Raw genomic sequence first — 24,364 nt, 5'->3', positions numbered from 1 at the left:
ACCTTTGCATGTAATTCTGTCAAAAGCGGTCAAGCAAAGGTTGCGGGTAGCCGTATCACTTCAAGTAGCCACATTGCTTCAGATAACCGTTTTGCCTCACCTCATGTGAACGCCACCCTGATCGTGCCGCGTCCTAAGCCGGAATGAACCTGCTTCCCAAAATTATATATGTCATTTAAACCATATGATCTATCTTTATTAACGTACTCCCAATAAAACAAGAAGTCAAAGTCAACGGTTGACAATTCGTTTTAACTGTATTAATAATAGTAGTACAGTTAATACAGCTAAGAGTTGAATACGTACAGCTGTACAGCTTAGGTAATGCCTTTTTACAGCCAGATAACTACACATACACCTCAGATACAGTCATTTAAACCCATAGGTTATTCACACATTTACAGAAAGGAGGTGCGGGATGTTCGAATTAGATGTACGCAGCCGTAAGGCGATCTACGAGCAACTAGTGGACAAAGTCAAAGAAATGATCGTATACGGTATTCTAAAGCCCGACGAGCAGCTTCCTTCCGTTCGTGCGTTATCCACGCAGCTGACCGTGAATCCAAATACGATTCAGAAAGCGTATCGTGAGCTTGAACGTGAAGGTTACATTTATTCTTTGCAGGGAAAAGGGAGCTTCGTATCATCGTCAGTGGAACATCCGAATGAAGCCATGAGAGATGAGATCAGAGAGTCTCTGGTGAAGTTGATTGCAGAAGCTTCGTATTCCGGTTTGACCAAAGCGGATATGACGCTTTTGTTTGAGGAAGCGATGGCCCGTATAGAGAAGGAGGAGCCTCATGATTGAGCTGAATCAAGTCGTCAAAGCATTTGAACAGGAAAAGGCAGTGGATGGCGTAACGATGCACATACATAAGGGGTCGATCTATGGTTTGCTTGGTTCCAACGGGGCAGGCAAGACATCGTTGCTCAAAATGATGGCTGGTATTTACCGTCAGGACAGCGGGACTGTTCGTATCGAAGATAATGAGATTTATGAAAATATGGATCTCAAAGGCCGCACAATTTTTATGGCAGATTCACCCTACTTTTTCCCGCAATCTTCAATAACTCAGATGGCTGCATTTTATCGTTCGGTATATCCGCGCTGGAATGAGGAACGGTTCAAGCAACTGGCTACCGTGTTCAAACTGGATGTAAAACGCAAGTTACATCGCATGTCCAAAGGCATGCGCCGTCAGGCAGCCGTATGGCTGGGACTTAGCTGTATGCCTGAAGTGCTGCTGATGGATGAGCCGATTGATGGCCTTGACCCGGTCATGCGTCAGCAGATCAAAAACTTGCTGTTCCAGGAAGCAGCTGAGCGTCAAGTAACTATTGTCATCTCGTCCCACAACTTGCGTGAGATCGAAGATCTGTGTGACCATGTGGCGATTATGCACAAAGGCCGAATTATTGTAGAGAAAGATCTCGATGATCTGAAGGCGGATACGCATAAAATCCAGGTCGCTTTCCGCCACCCGGACCATGCCAAAGCCATGGATGAGCAGATTGATATTTTGCATGAAGAGAAACGGGGAAGTGTATCCCTGTACATTGTCAAAGGTAACCGACAACAGGTAACGGATCAATTCCGTATACATGATCCGTATCTGCTGGATATACTGCCTTTGACGCTCGAAGAAATCTTTATTTACGAAATGGAGGACGCAGGGTATGATATTCAACCGATTGTTCTGTAACCGGGGCATCCTGATCCAAAATTTCAGACAACATGGATGGATAGGCATTTTATATCTCATCACATTGTTGTTCTCACTTCCGCTATATATTGGAACACAATATATAGAAGTACCTCTGGAAATCACCAGTCTGTTTCAGGCTAATGAAATTCATCTGGTATTTGCGCTGACCTTTCCTGTCGCCATAGCGCTGCTTCTCTTCCGCTATATTCAGACTGGTGCGCCTGCGGACTTATACCACAGTCTGCCCTTACAGCGTAAACATCTGTTAACGATGAATCTGTTGACGGGATATGTCATGATTCTGCTTCCGATCTGGATAACCACCGGGATTACCGGGTGGGTATGGGCGGTGCTCGATCAACCATCCTATATTTTCAGTGGTCATGATATCTGGATGTGGGGCGTGACGATGAGCATCTTCTCATTGTTTATGTTTACCCTGACGGTTGCCGTGGGAATGTGTATAGGCCAATCTATTCTGCAAGGACTTACAGTTTTTGGTCTAATATTAATTCCGGTGATCTTTTGGGGAGTTTATGAGCTTCATTTACAACGTTATTTGCTTGGCTTTACGTACAATAATTCGAGTAACTTTAACATGGAAAAAACATCCCTGCTCTTCCGAATGAGCTCTATGGGTTATTATCCTCCAGAATGGGGGGAATTGGGAATTTATGCAGCTATAACTTGTATACTCTTCGTGTTGTGTTATGTGCTGTATGCGAGAAGGCATGTAGAATCGGCGACACAAGCAATTACGTTCAGGATCGTCAAACCCATCTTCCGTTTTGGATTCATGTTCACATTGGTATTGTTAGGAGGTGCCTACTTTACCAGAATTGCTCCTGAAGGATCAGGTGTATGGGGTATCTTTGGTTATCTGCTCGGTGGCGTGGTTGGTTATATTGGTGCTGAGATGATTATACGTAAAACATGGCTCATCTGGAGCAACAGGTTACTCCCCCGGTTTGCAGTATATGGCATCGTGGCAGGATTAATTCTGTATATCCCTGTGGCCGATTGGAACGGTTACGCTAATAATGTGCCCTCAAAGGAAAATGTACAAACGGTACGACTTGGAGGAGACCATTACATCTATGTGAATGGAACAAGTGTAAAACTGGATGATGACCCGTTTTATTCAGATACTCCGGGTTATGTGGATGCTGTCCTTGCACTTCATCAGAAAATTGTGCACTCTGATCTGCCTTTGCTCGAAAGAGTACGTAATCAGAACAGCGGTCAGAACAGAAGTAACGATGAATATGTATTGATCGACTACCAACTCAATAATGGGAAAACGATGACACGTAGGTATCAGATTCCCGAAGAAGAATTCAGGCAGGAATTAGCAGAGGTGAAACAGTGGGAAGATTATAAATCAACGACTTATGACACCTATGCATTGGATGGAGATGTTCGCAGTATTGGTATTCGATCCAGTCTCAACTCGGAGCATAAAGTCTTCATTAGCGATCCGAAGCTGATTCGCGAATTCAAGGAACTGTTAAAGTCTGAAATACTCAATCAGACATATGAGGACCAGCTATCCTCTTGGGAGTCGTTCGCTTCGATAGAAGTCAACCAGGATTATCTTGATGAAGCATCTTCCAAAGAAAAGCTGGATCGACCTAGCCACAGTGTGAGTTATCAGTTCAAGGCAAGCTATGGCCGCTTGATGGAATGGCTCAAACAGAACAATCTCTATGATCAACTTACGGTATCGGCTGAGGATATGGCTTCTGCCCAATTTGTTAAACAGGAGATTGATAATCCAGGTAAATACAGAATGGTGTATCCTGAGCCTAATTTTGTGGATGTAAATATCGATGGTAACAGACAGGTCGCTACCAAAAATAAAAAAATAATCAGCGATCTGCTACTGCGACAAAGAACCGGTTTTTACACCGATCAGGATACGGTCTACCAAATTAAGCTTAACTCGGTAAGGGGGCCGAACATCTATATGATGTTGAAAGAAGAGGATCTGACCGAGGAAATGAAAGCTATTTTGGTCAATCAATAAGCTGGGCTGTATCAAGTTGTTAACTATAAGCGGGAAGGGTTCTCCCGTTGATCGAAAGTTTTATTCAACCAGTGAAACCAGATTTACTTGACCAGACACAGTGAATGGAATATATTAGAAAAAGGAAAGGTTCGAGCGACTCGTTCAATCGAATCTCATATGGAACGGCTTATGAGGGAAGCACCCGTAAGAGCAGGCAAATGCCTGACTTGCGGGTGCTTTTTTGTCGTTCGCTGATTTCGTTGGCTATTCTGCTAAATATTGTAGAAGAAAGGGTGTAGAGACGCATGCAAACAGAAGCATGGAAGGAAACGATAAATGAACAGGAGGCCATGGTATGTTGTTCCCTATTGGAACGATCAAGCTCTCATAACTTCATAGAACATCACGGTTTAGTAGAAGAGAAGAAGGGGCGACAGCATATCGAAGATATATCTACAGAAGAAATAGCTTTAATGGAGACGAGTGACATTCTATTCCCTTCTCCAATAGCAGGTAGCCATAGTCACATGATGGAACAAAGTAACGTACGGCATCGTCAATTGCCATCGATGACTCATCTTATTTTCGGATCACGCCTGCTTATAGGGCTTGTGATTCTGTTCAGTGCAGGCACGATCTATTTTGCTTCTTCAGTGGAGGCTGCTGGCATAGATCTTGGCGTAACAGCGCAAAAAGCATGGGATTCCGTTTTGAACAAAGCCGACGCACAAACCAAGTTAACGTTGAAGCAAGCATACGAGAAAGTGGGGAACTGGAAGGCTCAAGAGCAGGTTTGGGAACAAAAAATAAAGACACTTCATGCCGCCAATACCGCGCAATTGGAGCGATTACGTGTAGAAATAAGACAAATCGATGATGCGAAGGTCGCAGCTCTAGCTGAAAAGGTAAAGCAAACCCAAGCCCGATATGAACCACTATTCGCCCTCTATAGTTCAGTCAATAGACAGTTGGATGCAGCCAAAGCCATCAAAAATAAGGAATGGAGTGCAGCAATCCGCACTCAGGCAGAGACGTTGAGACCCGTTGTGAAACTTGCCAGAGAAGACATCCGGATCAAGAAAAAGGAACTTGCTGAAGCACGCAAACGGAAGAGCGCTGAAATAAAACGTTTACGAGCTATGCTAGCAGGGGCCGACTCCGCGAAGAAACAGATTCAAACGGCTAAAAAACAGGCGAGTCTGGCAAAAGAACGATATTCCAAAGCTCTACAACAGTTCAAACAGAGTACAAAACAAAGCCAAACGTCACGTGTACTCAGCTCATTGAACACCTTGGCGTCTGCAGCAGAGAAGTGGGCAGGCACAAAACAACATATCCACACACTGGAGCAAAAAGTATCCACTACGTATGTGAAAGTCAGACAGGAAATCGCCAAGAGACCCAAATAAGAGGAAACCCGGTCCTCTCCGCAACGTACACAACTTTAGATGTAAAGACGCTTCGATGATGATGGAACGAGGTGAAACTATTGCAGTCCAAGTTGGAAACGAAACGTACGAGGGCAAAAGGTTTTAAACGTAAACGTTACTGGATTCCCAGCGTTGTACTAATTTTGATCATAGCTTTTATTGGGATTGGTACACAATGGACACCCAAAATAACGGTGTTTTTATTAAAATCATTAATTGAAACTACTAATACAGACACAAATAGCAAGGACACTATGCTCTTGGATGGGATAACTCGTGTTGCGGATGTACCCTATGCAGACGAAGGGCGTAATGACAGTACGCTGGATATCTATTATCCTTCCGTAACATCGGAACCTTTGCCTGTCGTGTTGTGGGTTCATGGTGGTGGATGGGTCTTGGGTGACAAAAAGGATATCGCAGATTATGCCGTACAATTAGCCAAACAGGGTTACGTTGTGGTCAGTATGAATTATGCGCTCGCACCAGATACGAAATATCCCATTCCCGTGATCCAGACGAATCAGGCTTTGACTTACGTGAAGAACCATGTCAGTGAGTATAAGGGTGACCCGGAAAACATATTTCTCGCAGGCAATTCGGCAGGTGCCCAGATTGCAAGTCAGACTGCGGCAGTGGTGACCAATCCATCTCTCGCCAAGCTGATGAACATAACACCAGCCGCCCAGCCGGAAGAGTTGCGTGGGGTTCTGCTATTCTGTGGTCCATACAATCTAAGCACGGTAGCCAATACAGGCTTTCCACTCATACGGACATTTCTGTGGTCATATACGGGAGTCAAAACATTCGAAGACTATCCACGACTGCATGAAATGTCGACCGTGCTTCAGGCCACAGCAGAGTACCCGCCTGCATTTATTACCTCAGGCAATGATGACCCGTTGACCAGTCAATCGATTGAGCTGGCACAAGTATTGAAGCGCCTTGATGTTGAGGTGGAAACCTTGTTTTTCTCAAACTCATCAGAGAAGCTGGGACATGATTATCAATTTGATCTGGAGAGTGACGCTGGACAACAGGCGATACATTCGGCAGTACGATTCATGCAACAGTATAGTCGATGAGCAGACAAGTCTGTGGTACACTCGAAGCAAATGAGGGCGCAGGAGGAGAAGTATGGCAGATAAAGAAGATTTGACTCGGTTCGGGGTGGCGTTTCCTACACCTCTAATTGAGCAGTTTGACCAGTATATTGAGGAACAGGGATACAAAAACCGATCTGAGGCTTTCCGTGATCTTGTTCGCAAAACATTACTGCAACCTTCTGCACTGCAATCCGATCAGGATGTGGCAGGCACCATTGTGATGGTCTATGATCACCATATCAGCGATCTTCCCATTCGTTTGATGGAGCTGCAGCACGAGGCGCATCATGACATCATTTCCAATATGCACGTGCACCTGAACCATGACCAATGCCTGGAGGTAATTGCCATACGGGGTAACCTGGGACGATTGCGTCATTTGCATCAACAGATCCAGGTACAAAAAGGTGTTTTGTATGCGGAGCTGTCTGTGACTTATGTAGATGAACTCAACAAACTGGCTCATGCTCAGAGTCGTCAGGATGGCAACCCGGATCAAAGTCTGGATCATAATCACAGTGCGGGGCAGCATGGTCACAGTCATCATCATCATCGCTCTGCAGATTAAATAAATAAGAGTGAAATTTTGAAAAAGTAAGTGAATGTAATTAAAACAGACTCTGGGTTAGACATGAGATGTAACTTCATCGTAGACAGCAGAAAAACAAACTCCCACGTCTACGATGAGGGGAGTTTTGTTTTGTCTAAACGAAGTTTTGTTTCTTTAGAAATTAAACTACACGTTGTACAACGCTGTCTTGAGCTCCAATTCAATCCGAATGTAGAAGCTAAACATTTTAAGGTAAGCAAGAATTCAGTACAGGATACAGAGTACACGGATTGGACAATACTCAGGGGATTGTTAGTAAACCTGCTCATAAAGGGAAAAGATGCTCTCCTGTGATTAAAGAGCTTAAAAAAATAGCTCAAAAACGTATTGCATAATGGAAAAGAAGTGAAGCGTCTTGTTTCATAGGTACTCATCCCATGCAGATAATAAACTCGTGATGGATACCTTGAAAAAGGCGTACGCCAAACATTCAGGTGAGCTGCCTATGAGCTAGGGTGACAGAGGCGTTCAGTACGTACACGTCTCATGAGTAGAACCATCTTCAGTTGAAGTACGGATAAACGAAGAGGAAGTTTCGTGTAAGTAGCTGTCTGGATAACCAACCGACTGAATGATTCTGGGGAACTTATAAGTTATAAAGTTATTATCCTACGAAGTATGGCACCTACGAAGATCTTTATAGCGCCGTTAACAGGTATATTACGTAACTAAAATAACTACCGCACACAGAGAATTTGGGAGGTATATATCCGAACGAATACCAACGTGCTGCATAAAAAAAGATGCCTTAGCGCGTCAAACGAGCTAAGGCATCTCAATGAACTCATTTTTTGTTTTTAACTGCTACTTTACAGGGAGCAGTTCAAGATGTAGGTGGCCTTCTGTAATTAAATTTGTTCTAGGATTTATGATTGTACAAATGCTCAATGATAATATTTTGTAATTTATTGCTGTACCGTATCTCAAAATAGTTAAGACACAGTAAGACAATTATCAGAACCAGCAGAACAGACACAATTTTTTGGAATTTACTCATTACCAATTATACCCCCACATTGAATGTGTTACTTAAATCGATCAATGGCACTGTGCCATTCCGAAACATGACTGACCTGTACTCCGGTGTAAGTAGATGCAGGATTTGCTTTCCAGCTGCTACCTAATTCAAGTCTATCTGATCCTTGGAGATTCTTTAAGAAACCAGGTGTGATTATCCACTTTGCTGTATCTGCACTTGTGTTCTCTGTGACAGAAATGTTGGGATTACCATCGTAAGTAAAACTCCACTCTAAACCCCACGGATACGCAAATGAAACTGTGTAAGGTCCACTACTTGAGGTTTTAGGAGAAGCACTATATAAATCATCTTTTGCGTAAATGACATCATGAGTAACTGTTAACTTCTTGGAATTGGTAGAGCCCAAGTTTGTTTATTCGAATAATATCTTTGATTGCGAAATAATCAAATTTTGGATCTGACTCATTATTTTCTTTGTACAGAAACCATTGAGTAACCATTTCACCACTATATTGTCCATAAAGGCCGACAACAGTCCTAATATCAGTTGTATTACTTTTTATAATAGTAGCAGAAGGAGTAATTTGATTCGCTCTTTCTTCGTGATTGACGATTTGATTTAAAATAATTGATGCATCCGTAGGTATTTCGTTTCCGTTTTCATTCATGTTTTGATAGTTAAGCAACAACAATTTATAGTTTTATCCTCGAGTGTATAACCCACAATCTCTTGTTCGGTTGTTTCTCTTAGGCCGCTTTTTAGTTCACCTTCGTTTTGTTGAACATCATTTAATGACGAGCGATCTTACTTCCCCCCTCAGCTTCATTACTTACTTTAAACTCTAACGGTTGGTTTAAAAGCTCCTCATATTTCCCCGAAGTCAGCCCACCATATAAGTAAACCTTTTTCCCGCCTTGAAGTGCTTTTTGTAAGAATGATCTCATTTCAGGGTTGATTGCAAATTCCTTTACATCATATGGGAAAGAGCTGTAATCATTAAGGTCATGTAAATCAGAACTAGGTTTCTCTAGTACAATGTTTGACTGTGCCACGTTTTTGCTAATTTCTTCAGTGGTAGCAAAAAACAATCCTTCTTTTGGTTCAACAGAAACAGGAGCTCATATAAAGATGAGCTAGTCACTTAGAAAACATAAGAGATGCAGCCAATCTTAATCCAAATAATTTCACCTTACTCTTAGACATTTTTTCACCATGGTTTTTTATGAGCAGGAAAATAATAGTGTGTAATATATTGAACATTCTATCTTTTTCCAACTATTATAATATATAACAACAAAAGAGTGACGAAATTTTTATAATTAATTAATTTTTTTATGAAAATTCTTTTTCTTTTTGGTTCCGAAACCTTAGTGCATCATCCGAGCTATGACATCTCAATGAACAAATCCTTTTAAACTGTCTATTTAAAGGGAGCAGTTCAAGAAGCCAACCGTCTGTTTTTTTTGTTTGTTATAATACCTGACTTTATAGAGCGCTACAAATGCTCGGTTATACAATTTTTTATTTATTAATTCTGAAATATGAAAAAATATGGATTATGAAGTTAACTTTGTTGACATATGATTTGTATTTTGTGCTACAATTTCTCTAAAAAGTAACACGAAAAAAGGGAGTGAAGCACATATTTAGAGGGGGAACGACCAGAATGGGCAGATTTTCATGGAGATGGGGAAAACGAAAAGGTAGAACAGGATTAGGCATTTTGCTTGTATGTTCCATAGGTTTATCTGGTTGTGCACAGAGCACAGCGCCAACAGCTTCATCAGCAGAGAATGGACAGTCAGTTCCAACGTCAACCAAAGACGAATTGGTGCTGGCGGTTGGCACCGAGCCGGAAGGTGGGTTTGATCCAACAACCGGATGGGGGCAATATGGGTCACCACTTTTCCAGAGTACCTTGCTGAAGCGGGATGCCAAGTTACAACTGGTTAACGATCTGGCTACGGCATACTCAGTTAGTGAAGATGGCCTGACCTGGACGGTTACACTCCGGAACGGTGTGAAATTCTCTGATGGGGAACCCCTGACGGCTGAGGATGTAAAATTTACGTTTGAAACAGCTGCCAAGAGTGGGTCCGTGATTGATCTGACCAATATGGCTGATGTACAGGCACCTGATGATAGCACGGTTGTATTCACATTGAAGTCGCCGCAGTCTACATTCATCAGTCTGCTGACGACACTTGGCATTGTGCCTGAACACGCCTATGGGGCTGATTATGCAGAACATCCGGTCGGATCAGGACCGTACAAGCTGGTTCAGTGGGACAAAGGACAACAGGCTATCGTTGAGGCCAATGAAGAATATTACGGTAACAAGTCTGCATTCCACAAACTCACCTTCCTCTATCTGGATGAAGATGCGGCCTATGCCGCTGCACAGGCAGGTACGGTGGATATCGCTGCTATCCCGGCAGCGTTTAGCAAGCAACAGGTGAATGGCATGACATTGGAGGCCGTGAAAACCGTAGATAACCGGGGCATCATGTTCCCCATGCAACCTGCTGGTGCCAAGTCGGGCGATGGTCTTCCCGCAGGGAATGATGTGACATCCGATCTGGCCATTCGCCAAGCGGTGAATGTCGTGATTGATCGTGAGGCTTTGGTTGAGGGTGTACTGGAAGGGTACGGTCGTCCAGCGTATTCCGTCAGTGATGATCTGCCTTGGAGCAATGCAGAAGCTGTATTTACAGATGCCAATCTAGAAGAAGCGAAGCGCATTCTAGCGTCTGGTGGCTGGGTGGATGCGGACGGTGATGGTATCGTCGAGAAAAACGGCGTTAAGGCTGAGTTCAGTCTGCTTTATTTTGCAGGTGATTTAACAAGACAATCTCTGGCACTGGCTGCTGCGGATATGGTAGCCCAGGCGGGAATCAAAATCAATGTTGAAGGCAAAAGCCGTGAAGAGACAAAAAAGATGGCTTACTCCAACGCTGTATTATTTGGTTGGGGCAGTCATGACCCTTTGGAAACCTATAACCTCTATAGCAGTACTCATAAAGGAGAAGGGTATTACAATGTGGGGCTGTACAGTAATCCTGTCGTGGATTCTTGGATGGACAAAGCCCTTCAGGCCACCAGTGAAGAAGAGGCATTACCATTCTGGCAGAAAGCGGAATGGGATGGAACAACAGGTTTCAGTTATCAGGGTGATGCGCCATGGGCATGGCTCGTAAATATAGATCATCTGTATCTGGTTACGAATGGACTGAACATTGGCGAGCAGCAGATCCACCCCCATGGTCACGGCTGGCCGGTGACAACCAATCTGGAGGAATGGTCCTGGGATAACAGTACAAAGTAGGAAACGTAAAGGTAGTTTTAGCCTGAATTGGGGAGAGATTGGATGACAGGCAGGAATGGATGGGCCAGATTTGTTGGTTTTAAAATGTTGCGACTTGTATCTCTATTGGTTGGAGTCAGTGTGTTGTCTTTTATATTAATGCAATTCTCTCCTGTTGATCCGATCGAAGCCTACATTGGTGGAGACATGATCAGGGTAAGCGCCGAACAGCGCAGTTTAATCGAAGAACGTTGGGGATTGAATGAATCTCCCGTGGAACGATTACTAACCTGGGGACAAACGCTGATTCAGGGAGATCTGGGGACATCAATGATCTACAGACAGCCTGTAGCGGATATTATCCAGGAACGATTCATGAATTCTGTCGCACTTATGGCTGTAGCTTGGATATTATCCGGCATCATTGGTTTCACTCTTGGTGTAGTTGCCGCCATGAGACGGGATTCGAAGCTGGATCGCCTGATCTGTTGGTATTGTTATACGCTGGCTTCCACGCCAGTATTCTGGATTGCGCTGTTGTTGCTGATGGTATTTGGTGTGTGGCTTGGATGGCTTCCGGTTGGGCTTGGAGTACCCGCCGGGATGTCAGCTGATCAGGTTACATGGGGAGATCGGGTTATTCATATGATTTTGCCAGCGTTGACTCTCAGCCTGACCGGGGTAGCCTCTATTGCTTTGCATACCCGGCAGAAGCTCACAGATGTGCTCGAGTCAGATTATATTCTGTTTGCGAGAGCGCGAGGTGAGCGTGGATTTCAGCTGTTCCGTCGACATGGGTTCAGACATGTTGTTTTGCCAGCCATCACGCTGCAGTTTGCTTCGTTCAGTGAACTGTTTGGTGGGGCTGTGCTTGCAGAACAGGTTTTTTCATACCCCGGCCTTGGTCAGGCGACGGTTCAGGCGGGGTTGCGTGGAGATGTTCCACTGCTGCTTGGACTTGTGATGTGCAGTACGATTTTTGTTTTCACAGGTAATATGGTTGCCGACATTCTGTATCGCTTGATTGATCCACGGATGAAGGAGGAGCTGATGTCATGAAGCAGACGGTAGAACGCTCCTCCGAGCAGACGACAGAAACAGCCAAAATACAGAAAGTGAAAACTGCGAATCAAGAGGTACGGTACAACATTAATACCGGGTCTCTACAAGCTGGGAATGGAACAGGAACCTCACGCCCATCGAGAAAAGATTATACGGCTGCCAGAGACCGAAATTTCCGCAACCCTCGCCAAAGAGCGGTGATCTGGGGAAGCCTCGCGGTGATCTGGATTGCCGTTGTGTGGTTGACGGGCAGACTGCTTCCGGCTGGTTCTACGCTGACTTCACTAATGGATCGGAATTTGGCTCCAACCTGGGCGCATCCATTTGGCACAGATTGGCTCGGAAGAGATATGTTCATGCGTACGTTAAAAGGATTGGCAACCAGCATTCAAGTGGGATTGCTCGCTGCATGTGGTGGCGGATTGATCGCACTGCTATTGGGTTTGGCTGCCGCTTCAAGCAAGGCTGCTGACCGGGTAATCTCATGGATTATCGACCTGTTCCTGAGTGTACCTCATCTGGTATCGCTAGTTATGCTGGCCTTTGTATTCGGTGGAGGTTTGGCAGGAGTGGCGGCAGCGATTGCGCTGACGCATTGGCCGAATCTGGCCCGGATTGTAAGAGCGGAGATGATTCAACTGAAATCCGCAGAATACATTCAGGTTTCACACAAGTTGGGCCAATCGAGGTTACAGATTGCGGTGCAACATATGCTGCCACATCTGGTTCCACAACTGTTCGTGGGCGTACTGCTAATCTTTCCCCATGCGATTCTGCATGAGGCAGCCATTACGTTTCTGGGGCTGGGGTTGTCCCCGCAACAACCGGCAATCGGAATTATTTTATCAGAGTCGATGAGATATTTATCTGCTGGTATGTGGTGGCTCGCCTTTTTCCCCGGACTGGCATTGTTGCTGGTTGTTCGTGCGTTTGATGTATTGGGCAACAGTCTGAAGACATTGACGGGTACAGGTAGTTCAAGGGAGGTGAGGTAAATATGGCTCTGCTTGATATTGAGGGAGTGTCGGTGTCATTTCGGCGCGCTCGTGGCTGGTTTGGGCACGAACAGACTTATGTCATTCAGAATCTGGATCTTTCCATAAACGAGGGCGAGATCGTGGCTGTTGTAGGCGCAAGTGGATCGGGTAAAAGTGTGCTGGCGCAAGCCATTATGGGTATTCTGCCTGCCAATGCCAGGTTGGAAGGTAGAATTAGCTATAGCGGCGAGCCTTTGACCCCAGAGCGGCAGCTTCATCTGCGTGGTGATGAACTGATGTTGATTCCACAATCCGTCAGTTATTTGGACCCACTGATGAAGGTGGGAAGGCAAGTTCAGCCGGTAACCCTGGATTTGGGACGGAAGAGCCGCTTCATAGCTCGATCCCACTTGAAAAAGACGGAGCAGGAGCTGACGGATCGTTATCATCTTCCTCAAGGAACGGCCGAGAAATACCCGTTTGAGTTGTCCGGAGGTATGGCAAGGCGGGTGTTGATGGCTACAGCGACCTCAGGTCAGCCCAAGCTGATCATTGCAGATGAGCCGACACCAGGCATTCATTCCGAAGTACTGGCCGAGACGATGAGGCAATTTCGCGAGCTTGCAAATGAAGGCGTAGGCATTCTGTGGATCACCCATGATGTCACGACAGCCCTGACGGCAGCGGATCGCATCGCTGTATTTTATGCGGGTACCAATGTAGAGGCGGCGCAGGTGGATGATTTTAAAGGGAATGGAGAACGTCTGCGTCATCCATATACTAAAGCGCTCTGGAATGCGTTGCCGCAGAACGGATTTCAGCCACTTCCAGGCTCCCAGCCGTTGGCAGGTCAAGAGATCACGACAGGATGTTCATTTGCTCCCCGATGTAGCGTAGCAACCGTTGCATGTACCCGCGAACGTCCAGAACTTCGTAAGGTACGGGGCGGAGAAGTGAGGTGTTTCCATGTCACTTGAAGCACGGGACGTGAGTTACCGTTATGATCCGAAATCGTGGGTGTTCCAGCAGATGAATATGCAGGTGAAACAAGGCGAAGTCGTTGGCTTGTGGGGACCAAGTGGCTGTGGAAAAACAAGCCTTGGACGCATCCTTGCAGGATATGCCGAACCTGTGGCAGGGCAAGTCCTTTTGGATGGGAACACACTTCCTCGTACAGGAGTATGTCCCGTTCAGCTGGTGTTCCAGCACCCGGAGAAGGCTGTGAATCCAAGCTGGCGGATGCGTCGTGTACTTCAGGATGCGTCTGTGCAGGATGAACAGTTGCTCGAAGCTTTGGGTATTCAGCAGACCTGGTTGGACCGTAGGCCGACTGAATTATCCGGTGGAGAACTGCAACGTTTCTGTGTGGCGCGGGCGCTTGGCACAGCGACACGTTATGTGATCGCAGATGAGATGACAACGATGCTGGATGCAATCACTCAGGCACAGATATGGCATACCGTGATGGAAGTGGCTCGCCAGCGTGATCTGGGGCTATTGATCATAAGCCATGATCGGGATTTGTTGAACAGGTTGTGCGACAGAATTACACCGATGCCGATATCGATGTGACTGTAATTTTAATTATGTTTTGAATAAATAAAATGATCGAATACAAATGGGGTGCCCCTTGTGAAGTCATTGACCATGAATATGAGTCATGGACTTGACTACGGGGCACCCCTTTTTCTATTTTGACAAATATTCACCATTTAACGAACAGTACACGTTTTGTTCGCAACGTACATAGATGTAACTGGCAGCTTATTTGCCCGACACATTGCTTAACAACACAGATAACCTGCGCATCGCCTCTTCAACCGTGGAACGTGGACAGGCTACATTAATGCGCATGAACCCTGTACCCTCTGTTCCAAAGAAGCTCCCGTCATTGAAAGCAAGCCCTGCTTCATGAAGAAGCATATTGCATAGTTGTGCATGTGGGATATTCAGCTCCCGGAAATCCATCCATAACAGATAGGTCGCTTCGGGCAGATGCATCTTAATCTGAGGCATATGTTCCGCAACATATTGCTGTACATACGCCATATTTCCACGGATATAGGCAAGGCACTCATCCAGCCATTCCTCGGCATCATTGTAAGCAGCTTCGGTTGCGACAGCCCCCAGTGTGCTGATATTGGCAAGTCCCATCGTTTTTACACCCTGCGCGAACGATTCCCGTAACTTAGCATTGGGGATAATGATGTTGGATGTGCAGAGGCCAGGAATGTTGAACGTTTTGCTTGGAGCCGTACAGATGATACTTAGATCAGAGACGGCGTCCGAGATCAGGGTCAGTGGTGTATGAGTTCCGCGCTGATGAACAAGATCGGCATGGATTTCATCTGAAACCATCAGTACGTTGTATTGCAGACACAATGACGTAAGCCCTTCAAGCTCTTCACGAGTCCATACCCGTCCAACCGGGTTATGAGGACTGCACAGAATCAGCATTTTGACCCGACCGGTCTGTAAGTTGGATTCCAGTTGTTCCAGATCCATCGTGTAATGACCGTTATTCTCTACCAAAGGATTGGTGATCAGTTCACGGCCCTGACCACGTACTACTTCATAGAAGGGAGCATACACCGGGGTTTGGATGACCACTGCATCTCCCGGTTGAGTGAATCGTTGTACAGCAATGCTGAGTGCGGGCACAATACCTGGAGTGAATACAATCCAGTCATCGTTAATTTTCCAGTTGTGGCGCCGTTCCATCCAGCCTGCAACAGCTGCATGATACGCTTCAGTCCGTACTGTATAACCAAAAATCCCGTGCTCCATCCGTGTTTGCAGGGCCTGAATGACGGATGGTGGAGCAGCGAAATCCATATCGGCCACCCACATCGGAAGCGCATCAGCAGCACCGAATATATCCTCAAGCGCATCCCATTTTTCTGATCCGGTAGAGATCCGGTTAATAGACTGATCAAATGTACTGTTATTGTTATTCATCGTATTTAATCCCCCTTGAGTTCCGGTCCTTCGACCACAAATCGACAAATAATTATCTAATACATTGGTTAATTTCGCAACTGTTGTGCATGTATGATTAGCTTCATATATATGGTCCGGAATTCAGGACTTTATTCATATAAGAACAACTTAACGAGCGAGAGTACAGCGGGAATACGACAAAGACTATTTTTGTACGCCCTTGGTCCTGTTTTGTTCATATATTATTTACAACCTCTTGTCAGATGCTATTATATTGCTAACATTTGGTGGAACAACGGGCTGTTATCCGAATAAGCTCGTACCCATACATGATGAGCATAACTACATGAGTCTTTCGCGTACATCGAGCGATCGCTTGAATCGTATTATGCATAAGGCTGACATTTGAACTCAGGAGGCGTTTAGGGATGAAAAGCAAAAAGTGGTTGATTGCTGCGGGTGTGTTTGGCATGGTGTTAACCGGATCGGCAGGTGTATATGCAGGTACACAACTGGAGACAATCAAAGCTTATCTGAACCATGGGCTCGCCATCGAAGTGAACGGACAGAAATTTACACCGACAGGTGACCAGGGCAAAAAGCTTGCGCCAATTACATATCAAGGCAGTACATATCTCCCCGTTCGTTCGATTGCTGATGCGTTAAAGACCGAAGTGAAGTATGATTCCCAAAACAATAAAGTAAGCATCGGCTCTTCAAGCTCTTCTGGTGGGTCAACATCCACAGGCAACAGCGGATCGACATCGTCCTCAACAGGTACTAACACACAGGCGGCAGGAGTGAAGTCCAAGTATCTTCCGGCTGATTTCCCATTACCGAAGGATGCGAAGGCAACAAGTCTCATTGAGAACATAATGGATGGTGACAAAAAAGTAGTGCTCACGTACACAACCAAAGAAACGTTGCTAACCGTTGGAACATCCTACAAAGACTACTACCAGACCAAAAATTTGAGTCAGAACACTCAGGATATCCAGGCAGACGGCTTCAGCATCGTGGGTCGTGAAGATGGCAAATATGCCGTGACCATCACAGGTTCGGTGTCTGCAACCAACAAGGATCTGAATGAAATCACCGTAGTGTGGGGCGAAGAGTAATCCTTCCTTCTATAAAAGGTGAACAGCAAAAGCCGCCCGTTGAAATCATAACAGATTTCATTGGACGGCTTTTAGGGTTGAATCCATATCTGGTTCTATACTCTGAATTAATAGTCTAAATATTAGTCCGTTACAGGTACTCGTTGAACCATCCGGCAATATGCTCCAAACGGCGTACCCTCAAGTGAGGGTGACCTCCACGGGACAACTCGTGGTTTGCCCCTGGGAAACGAACAAGTCTTGTGGTCTGCCTGCGCCGTTTTAATGCAATGAACAACTGCTCGGCTTGTTCAATTGGACACCGCAGATCCTGTTCGCCATGCAAAATGAGCAGCGGAGTACTGACGTTTCCGACATAAGCGAGCGGGGAATGTTTCCATAGTTTTTCCGTGTCATCCCACGCGTTACCGCCAATCTGGTCTTCCGTGAAGAAATATCCAATGTCACTTACACCGTAGAAGGATAGCCAATTGGAGATGGAACGCTGGGTAACAGCCGCCTTAAAGCGGTCCGTGTGTCCAACAATCCAGTTGGTCATGAAGCCACCATAACTGCCCCCGGTTACGCCCAATCGTGATTCATCGATAAACTCATACTGGGACAGGGCATAATCCACACTCTCCATGAGATCGCGATAATCGCCACCGCCATAATCTCCGCGACAGGCGTCTACAAACTGCTGCCCGTATCCGAGGCCACCGCGTGGATTGATATACACAACAGCGTAGCCTTGTGCGGCGAGAATTTGGAACTCGTGCATAAACGTAAAACCATACATCATGTGCGGGCCGCCATGAATCTCCAGAATGGTCGGGATTTTGACCCCGTCAACCATGCCATGAGGTTTTATGATCCATCCTTGCAGCCGCAGGCCATCTGAGGAATTAAACCAGAAGGTTTCCGGTGTACTAAGGTGGATCTCATCCTCAAGCTGTGGATTGCTGCGGGTGAGCTGAATCGGTTCTACCTCAGGATCTTCTGGTTGTTCATATATATATAGATCACCAGGATTTAGTGTATCGGCTACAGCGGCAACGATCTGCCCGTTTTCCAACTCGGCAAATTGATAAATCTCCCGTTCGTCAGGCCATATATAGTCGGCACTGCTGCCGTCTCGAGCGAATTTGGCGATGCGTACACTACCATGGATAGTCGCCAGACAGAAGATTGAAGAACCATCCCTGCTGAATACTGGCCCCGTGGTTGTCAGATGTGATCGCATGTCGCCAACAATGCTGTGATTCAACTGTACGTCCCAATCGGTGCTCAGACATACGAGTTCACCACCTGATATTGGAAGGGTGTACAACTTCACAAGCGTGGCATTTCCATAGGAACGGTCACTGGCGAGCAGTGCAATGGATTGTCCATCCGGTGCAAAGGCCATTCGGCTGAACGTATACCCTTCCGGGGTCAACTGCTGCACATCCGATCCGTCTGCCTTGGCAAGGTACACATGATTAGTCAGGGTGTAATCATTATGGTCCTCGCCTTCTTCAGGCATCTGCGCAATCCAAGCGATGGATGTTCCGTCCGGGGACCAGGCGTAGTCTCCAACGTCATAATGACCTGTAGTTACAGGAATTGCTTCCGCATCGATTGGTGCGAGAGCGAAGAGGTGGGAACGTCGACCGTTCCACAATCCACTGGCATCTGACTTCATGCGAATCCGGTCTACGACATGTTCTTGCAGCAGTTTGGGTTTATCGTTTATAGGATCTGTATGTTCTGATTCTTCATCTCCGCTCATATCCACGGATGATTTCACAAGTATGGTATGACCATCTGGTGACCAGAGCAGGGAACTGACGCCATGTTTCAGGTGACTGATTTGCTGTGCTTCTCCGCCATCTGATGCGATAATCCAAACTTGGGATTTCCCATCAACCTCTCTTAAAAAGGCCAACTGAGACCCATCGGGCGACCAGGCAGGGGAATGATCCTTCTCACCAGAGGTAAAGGGCCTGTCCTTCTGACTCCCCAGATGCAGCAGTCTCAGGTGAGAACAATAACCGTCACGTGCTTCATTCGTTTTCCGGCTTACATATACCAGTTGTCCGCCTTGAGGGGACGGAGTTGGATCATTAACCCATGTAATCTGATAAAGATCTTCCGATGTTATGCCGCGCTGACTCATCATTGTTTGTCCTCCCACCATGAATTAGAATTGGTTAATTTCCTAACCTTTCCATTTATATTAACGGAAAGCTAGGGACAGGACAATAAGTGTAATGAAGGAGGAGCAAGACATTTAACAATGTATATTAATTGAATTAAATATTTGCACGTAACGTAGAGGACAGAAATAACCTGAAGAAGCGGAGCGTTCGCCTAAAAGCTTTCTGAAAGAAAGCTACATCGGAAGCATAGGCTATCCCCGGATTTTCACTTTGAAAAAGTGGAATCGAAAAATCTGGGGATAACAGCGATCGGAAGGTTGTTCTGTCATCGGAGTGACCCATGCAAACATTCTTTTGTTCAATTCATATAGGTGTGTTAAAAGGATTTGCTCGAAGGATGACGAATCCTAATGTTGAATAAGCGCAGAAATGACGAAAAATGGTCTTAATTTAATGTTTAACACTGGTTAATTTGGTTTAATGTACAATGCAATTCCTGTTCTACATTCAGCTATTTGGTTCATAGCCATTCGTTTATATAGAACTCGTATGATTCAGTCGCAATGGAGGAGGAACGTCAAGTTGAGCACATCCTATGAGCAACATGTGGAATATCCAAACCGGAAACGAATGGCGTGGCTCACGGCAGGGGCAGCACTTTTTGTGGCAGCCGGATTTTTTTTGATTTTTGATCGTTCTTCAGTTACGAATGATTCCATCCTTTCGGATGTGATTGGACTTCTATCCATTTTGTTTTTTGGGCTATGTTTCTGTTACAGTCTGGTAAAGATGATCAAGAAGGAACCTTCTTTTGTAATCGATGAGGATGGGTTTGTGGATGCATCTTCTTATACCGCAGGAGGAGCAGTGGCCTGGAAAGACGTTGAGAATATTTTTATGTATGAATTGATGGGACAGAAAATGATCGGGGTCAAGTTGCGGGACGAGAAAGCCTTTCTGGATCGCCAGAACGGGATGAAACGCAAATTGATGACGGTCAACAGCAATATGGTCGATGCAACCATCAGCGTTGCCCAAAGTAGCCTCACAGTGCCACTGGATCAATTGTATATCATGATGATGAGCCACTGGAGACATGTGAGTGATAACATGATTTATGATTCGTATAATCGTCGTTAGAGAGGTCAGAATGTCCATAAGTCTTCAGAATGGAGGAATATAGATGATGCATGGTAATCAAACACGCACGATTCTACTTCCGGATGGAACTGCCCTGCCTGCGATAGGACAAGGCACATGGAACATGGGAGAGAAGCAATCCAGCCAGCAAGAAGAAGTACGGGCACTGCGTTCCGGTATTGAACTGGGAATGACCGTGATTGATACGGCGGAGATGTATGCAGAAGGTGGGGCAGAAGTTGTTACGGGAAAGGCCATCGCGGGCTATCGTGATGAAGTTTTTCTCGTATCCAAAGTGTATCCCCATCATGCGGATCGCAAGCAGATGATTACTGCTTGTGAGCGTAGTCTCACGCGTCTTGGTACAGATCGTCTGGATCTGTATTTGCTTCACTGGCGTGGAGGAGTACCGCTCGAAGAGACGGTTGAGGCTTTGGAACAATTGAAGCAATCCGGTAAAATCATTCGCTGGGGTGTATCAAACCTGGATACAAGGGATATGCAGGAGTTATGGAGTCTGCCAGAGGGGTCTCAGTGCATGGTGAATCAGGTGCTCTACCATGCAGCTTCGCGTGGTATTGAACATGATCTGCTTCCCTGGATGCGGGAACGGAGCGTTCCTGTAATGGCGTATTGTCCACTGGCACAGGGTGGCAGACTTCGAAGTGAATTGTTGGAGCATCCAGTCATTCAGAAGATTGCGCAGGATCGAGGAGTTACGACTTCGCAGATCGCATTAGCCTGGGTGATCAGGGATGGAGATGTACTGGCGATTCCGAAGGCGGTACAGCTGAATCATGTGGCAGACAATGCAGCAGCAGTGAATATCATTTTGACACAAGAGGAACTCGCCCGTTTGGATGAGGCATTCCCTGCACCTAAAGGAAAAGTACCTCTAGATATCGTGTAGCTGGCTCTTTTTTATTGGATAAGCATATGAAAAAGATAACAATACGATTAATAATGTTATGCAGAGCAGATCTTCACGATCTGCTCTTTTTTTTGTCTGGATACCGATAGCAGAAGCTTGCCCATCAATTGAGAGAATATATATTTTAACAAATGGGCTTTACAACACTATTTCACTAGTGTACTATGTAACTAACACACCAGTACAGAGGGGAGCGAGAGCTTTGTGACTATAGAATTTGATAACAATTTACCAATCTATCTGCAGATCATGCAGTACATCAAGAGACAGATTGTAACCGGGACACTTCAGGCAGGTGACAAAATTCCTTCGGTTCGTGAACTGGCGGCTGAACTACAGATCAATCCAAATACAGTACAACGGACATTTCAGGAGCTTGAGCGGGAAGAAGTGGTCGAAACCAAACGGGGCTTGGGCAGATATGTGACCAGTGAGGAGCGGAAGATTATGACGATCAAAAAAGAGATGGCCGGTGAATTGCTGGAACGCTTTCTGACCGGAATGCAGGAACTGGGGATCGAAGAGCAGGATATCTTATCCATCGTAGCCGATGCCGTTGCGGAAGGAAAGGGAGGAACAACGCATGAGTAACATCCTTGAACTGAACCAGATCAATAAAACATATGGCAATAAGAAAGCGCTCAGTAATATTACATTGGATATTGCTCCAGGACGAATCGTAGGTCTGCTGGGTAGCAATGGTAGTGGAAAAAGTACGCTCATGAAGCTGGTTGCAGGTTTGTTGCATCCGAGCAGCGGAACGATTCAAGTTACAGGTAAGCCTGTTGGGCTGGAGACGAAGACGCTGGTTTCATTTATGCCGGATCGCCCATTAACCGAGAAGTGGATGAGAGTGCGGGATGCGATTGCGTATTATCGCGATTTCTATGCTGATTTTGATGAGGAGAAGGCACGGGAGATGCTGGACTTCATGAACCTTGTCGAGAGTGACCGGGTACGGCATCTGTCGAAAGGGATGAATGAACGACTACAACTAACACTGGCACTTTCTCGTAAGGCTCGTCTGTATTTGCTGGATGAACCGATTGGCGGAGTAGATCCGGTTGCGCGAGGCAAGATTCTGGATGCGATCGTCAAATTCTATGATGAAGAGAGCAGTCTGATCATCTCCACGCATCTTGTGAATGATATCGAACGGATTTTTGATGAAGTTGTCTTTATTCGCGAGGGTGAGTTGGTGATGCGGGAAGAAGTGGAAACGCTCCGTCTGAAATATGGGAAAAGTGTGGATGAGATGTTCAAGGAGGTCTATGCGGAATGATGACATTATTGAAGTATGACTTTAGAAGGAACTGGAATACACTGCTGGCTGGGCTAGTTATTTTGATTATCGCTCAAGTGGGGCTTTCCCTTTTCGTGTCTGAGGTCACAGGGATTGTGCTTGGCATTATGGGTTATGTTGGAGTTGGTGTGGCTATTTATGTGAAAATGATCAAAACATACACGTCCAATATCCGCTCTTATAATCGCCGCCTTTTACCCGTAACGGGCCTGTCACATGTGTTGTCTCCCTTGATCTTTGGAGCCCTTTGCGGGTTGGGGTTAGTCATTATATTCGCGACTCATGCCTACATCTATATCTCAATGAAGCTACGAATGAACATGGCTACCAATATTGATCTTTCGGGTCTGCATGTTTCGGATTATATTAGTTTGTTGCTGTTTAGCGCATGGGTTATGGTATTCATGACCGTCATTATCTTCCTTTCGATCTCGATTGCAGGCAGCTTCCGTTGGAGAACGGGGCCATGGATTGGAATCGTTGCATTCTTTGTCCTCGTTAATCTGCTTGGCTGGTTGGAAAATATCATTACGACAGGACGCTTCAGTCCAAATGAGATGTTCCGGTATACGGAAGAAAGTACAGGTATTGCAATCACAGCCAATGGTGTACTATGGTCGGACGGCATGTGGGGAAGCATTGTATTTGAAGTCATTGTGGCGGTCATCTTGGTGTGGGCTACCATTTACCTGAACAACAAAAAAGTGGAAGTCTGATAACAGGATAACTTGAACGTGATGCGAGCAACCAGGGTTGCTCGTTTTTTTACATCCAGTAATAATCCACTTTTTGAATCCACTACCATTAATTATACGTATATATAGATATATTGTGTGCTCGATGCGAGATTAGGTTAAAGAGAACAAAAGGATATGTAAGGGAAAGGAGAAAGCGTTATGGAACTATACTTCAGGGATAACTTTTTTAACGCAGGTTACACCGAGATTATGAATCCAAATCAGGAACAGGCAGGGCATCTGGATTTGAAAAGTGTCTTTGGTTCTTCGCTCGATGTATCGGATAACACGGGATTGGTCTGTAGCGGCAAATTTCGCATGTTAACGAATCGTTGGGATATCACTGCAGCAGATGGGAGACATCTGGGTGTGTTGCGGGCCAGGTTCAGTTTCTTTAGTAAAAAGTATGAATATGACGCAGGATCACGAGGTACATATGATGTGTCTGCTCCAGCTTTTTCGCAGGAATATGATATAAGTGGCAGTGGTGGCCGCATCGTGGCCAGTTTCCGTCGCACCAGCGGCTGGTTTAGTTCAGGGGCATTTGTATTAGATAACCAGTCTGAACAACTGGACACGTATGAATTAATTGCAGTGGTCATGGGCGTGCACGCGATTAACAAAAGACGGAACTCGGCAGCTAGCAGTGGAGGAACGTAGTACAGGAGCGTATTAACCGTCATCTGAGCAAAGGCAGTCCCTTCAAGACTCGCTTAACCTTGTTCATAGCAATGTGTTGGACACTGGAAACGATTTTAAGTGGAACGGAGTAAAGCTGGTTGCCACTTCACGATATTTTACGAGCAAACAGGTATACCAAAAAGGTTTGGATGAGATTATCCAGACCTTTTTTTATATGGGTTTGCTTTTGAGCAATAGTTATGGTTAACCC

22 protein-coding genes are annotated in these 24,364 nt (G+C 45.6%); 18 read left to right on the top strand and 4 right to left on the bottom strand.

What is annotated here, in order from left to right; all coding sequences use genetic code 11:
- Positions 1 to 418 precede the first annotated feature (418 nt).
- The 6 genes from AC1DE7_RS14120 (at position 419) to nikR (ending at position 6,818) form a co-directional block, all read left to right on the top strand.
- A complete protein-coding gene (locus AC1DE7_RS14120; protein ID WP_036606399.1) occupies positions 419 to 808 on the top strand; it encodes a GntR family transcriptional regulator in 390 nt (129 codons plus the stop codon).
- The gene (locus tag AC1DE7_RS14115) at positions 801 to 1,703 is read left to right on the top strand and encodes an ABC transporter ATP-binding protein (protein ID WP_076251238.1); all 903 of its coding nucleotides are present in this window, start codon (positions 801 to 803) and stop codon (positions 1,701 to 1,703) included. The genes AC1DE7_RS14120 and AC1DE7_RS14115 overlap by 8 nt, the downstream gene beginning before the upstream one ends.
- Complete coding sequence (locus AC1DE7_RS14110; protein ID WP_127547216.1) at positions 1,678 to 3,732, top strand: ABC-2 transporter permease; 2,055 nt, start codon at positions 1,678 to 1,680, stop codon at positions 3,730 to 3,732. Before AC1DE7_RS14115 ends, AC1DE7_RS14110 begins: the two co-directional genes overlap by 26 nt.
- 287 nt (positions 3,733 to 4,019) lie before the next feature.
- On the top strand, positions 4,020 to 5,123 hold the full coding sequence (locus AC1DE7_RS14105) for a hypothetical protein (RefSeq protein ID WP_477534630.1): 1,104 nt from the start codon (positions 4,020 to 4,022) through the stop codon (positions 5,121 to 5,123).
- Between the two features lie 92 nt (positions 5,124 to 5,215).
- A complete protein-coding gene (locus tag AC1DE7_RS14100) occupies positions 5,216 to 6,229 on the top strand; it encodes an alpha/beta hydrolase (RefSeq protein ID WP_477534629.1) in 1,014 nt (337 codons plus the stop codon).
- A 52-nt stretch (positions 6,230 to 6,281) separates the two neighbouring features.
- Positions 6,282 to 6,818: a nickel-responsive transcriptional regulator NikR gene (gene nikR, locus AC1DE7_RS14095; RefSeq protein ID WP_477534628.1), complete on the top strand. Its 537-nt coding sequence runs from the start codon at positions 6,282 to 6,284 to the stop codon at positions 6,816 to 6,818.
- Between the two features lie 1,386 nt (positions 6,819 to 8,204).
- On the opposite strand, the gene AC1DE7_RS14090 is transcribed toward nikR, so the two are convergent.
- Positions 8,205 to 8,507: a hypothetical protein gene (locus AC1DE7_RS14090; protein WP_164783214.1), complete on the bottom strand. Its 303-nt coding sequence runs from the start codon at positions 8,505 to 8,507 to the stop codon at positions 8,205 to 8,207.
- A gap of 121 nt (positions 8,508 to 8,628) precedes the next feature.
- Positions 8,629 to 8,928, bottom strand: coding sequence for a hypothetical protein (locus tag AC1DE7_RS14085; RefSeq protein ID WP_127547205.1), 300 nt, complete (start codon positions 8,926 to 8,928; stop codon positions 8,629 to 8,631).
- A 578-nt stretch (positions 8,929 to 9,506) separates the two neighbouring features.
- Here AC1DE7_RS14085 and AC1DE7_RS14080 point away from each other — a divergent pair.
- Genes AC1DE7_RS14080 through AC1DE7_RS14060 form a run of 5 tightly spaced genes read left to right on the top strand, consistent with a single transcriptional unit; the run spans position 9,507 to position 14,755 of the window.
- A complete protein-coding gene (locus AC1DE7_RS14080; protein ID WP_477534627.1) occupies positions 9,507 to 11,165 on the top strand; it encodes an ABC transporter substrate-binding protein in 1,659 nt (552 codons plus the stop codon).
- 42 nt (positions 11,166 to 11,207) lie between these two features.
- Positions 11,208 to 12,203, top strand: coding sequence for an ABC transporter permease (locus AC1DE7_RS14075; RefSeq protein WP_477534626.1), 996 nt, complete (start codon positions 11,208 to 11,210; stop codon positions 12,201 to 12,203).
- Positions 12,200 to 13,201: an ABC transporter permease gene (locus tag AC1DE7_RS14070; RefSeq protein WP_477534625.1), complete on the top strand. Its 1,002-nt coding sequence runs from the start codon at positions 12,200 to 12,202 to the stop codon at positions 13,199 to 13,201. The genes AC1DE7_RS14075 and AC1DE7_RS14070 overlap by 4 nt, the downstream gene beginning before the upstream one ends.
- 2 nt (positions 13,202 to 13,203) lie before the next feature.
- Positions 13,204 to 14,160 carry an ABC transporter ATP-binding protein gene (locus AC1DE7_RS14065; RefSeq protein ID WP_477534624.1) on the top strand — a complete coding sequence of 319 codons (957 nt, stop codon included), beginning with the start codon at positions 13,204 to 13,206 and terminating at the stop codon, positions 14,158 to 14,160.
- Entirely contained in the window at positions 14,150 to 14,755 is a 606-nt protein-coding gene (locus tag AC1DE7_RS14060) for an ABC transporter ATP-binding protein (RefSeq protein WP_477534623.1), read from the top strand. Before AC1DE7_RS14065 ends, AC1DE7_RS14060 begins: the two co-directional genes overlap by 11 nt.
- A 192-nt stretch (positions 14,756 to 14,947) precedes the next feature.
- Here the strand turns inward: AC1DE7_RS14060 and AC1DE7_RS14055 are convergent, their stop codons facing one another.
- On the bottom strand, positions 14,948 to 16,141 hold the full coding sequence (locus AC1DE7_RS14055) for a MalY/PatB family protein (RefSeq protein ID WP_477534622.1): 1,194 nt from the start codon (positions 16,139 to 16,141) through the stop codon (positions 14,948 to 14,950).
- A gap of 410 nt (positions 16,142 to 16,551) precedes the next feature.
- On the opposite strand from AC1DE7_RS14055, the gene AC1DE7_RS14050 reads away from it, so the two are divergent.
- Complete coding sequence (locus AC1DE7_RS14050; RefSeq protein WP_051446988.1) at positions 16,552 to 17,241, top strand: stalk domain-containing protein; 690 nt, start codon at positions 16,552 to 16,554, stop codon at positions 17,239 to 17,241.
- Positions 17,242 to 17,371: 130 nt separating this feature from the next.
- On the opposite strand, the gene AC1DE7_RS14045 is transcribed toward AC1DE7_RS14050, so the two are convergent.
- Positions 17,372 to 19,381 carry a S9 family peptidase gene (locus AC1DE7_RS14045; protein WP_477534621.1) on the bottom strand — a complete coding sequence of 670 codons (2,010 nt, stop codon included), beginning with the start codon at positions 19,379 to 19,381 and terminating at the stop codon, positions 17,372 to 17,374.
- A 562-nt stretch (positions 19,382 to 19,943) separates the two neighbouring features.
- Here AC1DE7_RS14045 and AC1DE7_RS14040 point away from each other — a divergent pair.
- From AC1DE7_RS14040 to AC1DE7_RS14015, 6 genes are all read left to right on the top strand, one after another.
- On the top strand, positions 19,944 to 20,501 hold the full coding sequence (locus tag AC1DE7_RS14040) for an STM3941 family protein (RefSeq protein WP_338707918.1): 558 nt from the start codon (positions 19,944 to 19,946) through the stop codon (positions 20,499 to 20,501).
- A gap of 46 nt (positions 20,502 to 20,547) precedes the next feature.
- Positions 20,548 to 21,411, top strand: a complete 864-nt coding sequence (locus AC1DE7_RS14035; protein ID WP_477534741.1) for an aldo/keto reductase — start codon at positions 20,548 to 20,550, stop codon at positions 21,409 to 21,411.
- Positions 21,412 to 21,636: 225 nt separating this feature from the next.
- Positions 21,637 to 22,023 (top strand): GntR family transcriptional regulator, encoded by a 387-nt coding sequence (locus AC1DE7_RS14030; RefSeq protein ID WP_036606428.1) that lies wholly within the window; start codon positions 21,637 to 21,639, stop codon positions 22,021 to 22,023.
- On the top strand, positions 22,016 to 22,714 hold the full coding sequence (locus AC1DE7_RS14025; protein WP_477534620.1) for an ABC transporter ATP-binding protein: 699 nt from the start codon (positions 22,016 to 22,018) through the stop codon (positions 22,712 to 22,714). The genes AC1DE7_RS14030 and AC1DE7_RS14025 overlap by 8 nt, the downstream gene beginning before the upstream one ends.
- Positions 22,711 to 23,451: a hypothetical protein gene (locus AC1DE7_RS14020; RefSeq protein WP_339197522.1), complete on the top strand. Its 741-nt coding sequence runs from the start codon at positions 22,711 to 22,713 to the stop codon at positions 23,449 to 23,451. Before AC1DE7_RS14025 ends, AC1DE7_RS14020 begins: the two co-directional genes overlap by 4 nt.
- Positions 23,452 to 23,631: 180 nt before the next feature.
- Entirely contained in the window at positions 23,632 to 24,132 is a 501-nt protein-coding gene (locus tag AC1DE7_RS14015) for an LURP-one-related family protein (RefSeq protein WP_036672424.1), read from the top strand.
- Positions 24,133 to 24,364 lie beyond the last annotated feature (232 nt).

The organism is Paenibacillus sp. 10L310 (assembly GCF_056395745.1).
The sequence above is the reverse complement of the archived record's forward strand: the minus strand, read 5'-3'. Positions and strand labels throughout refer to the sequence as shown.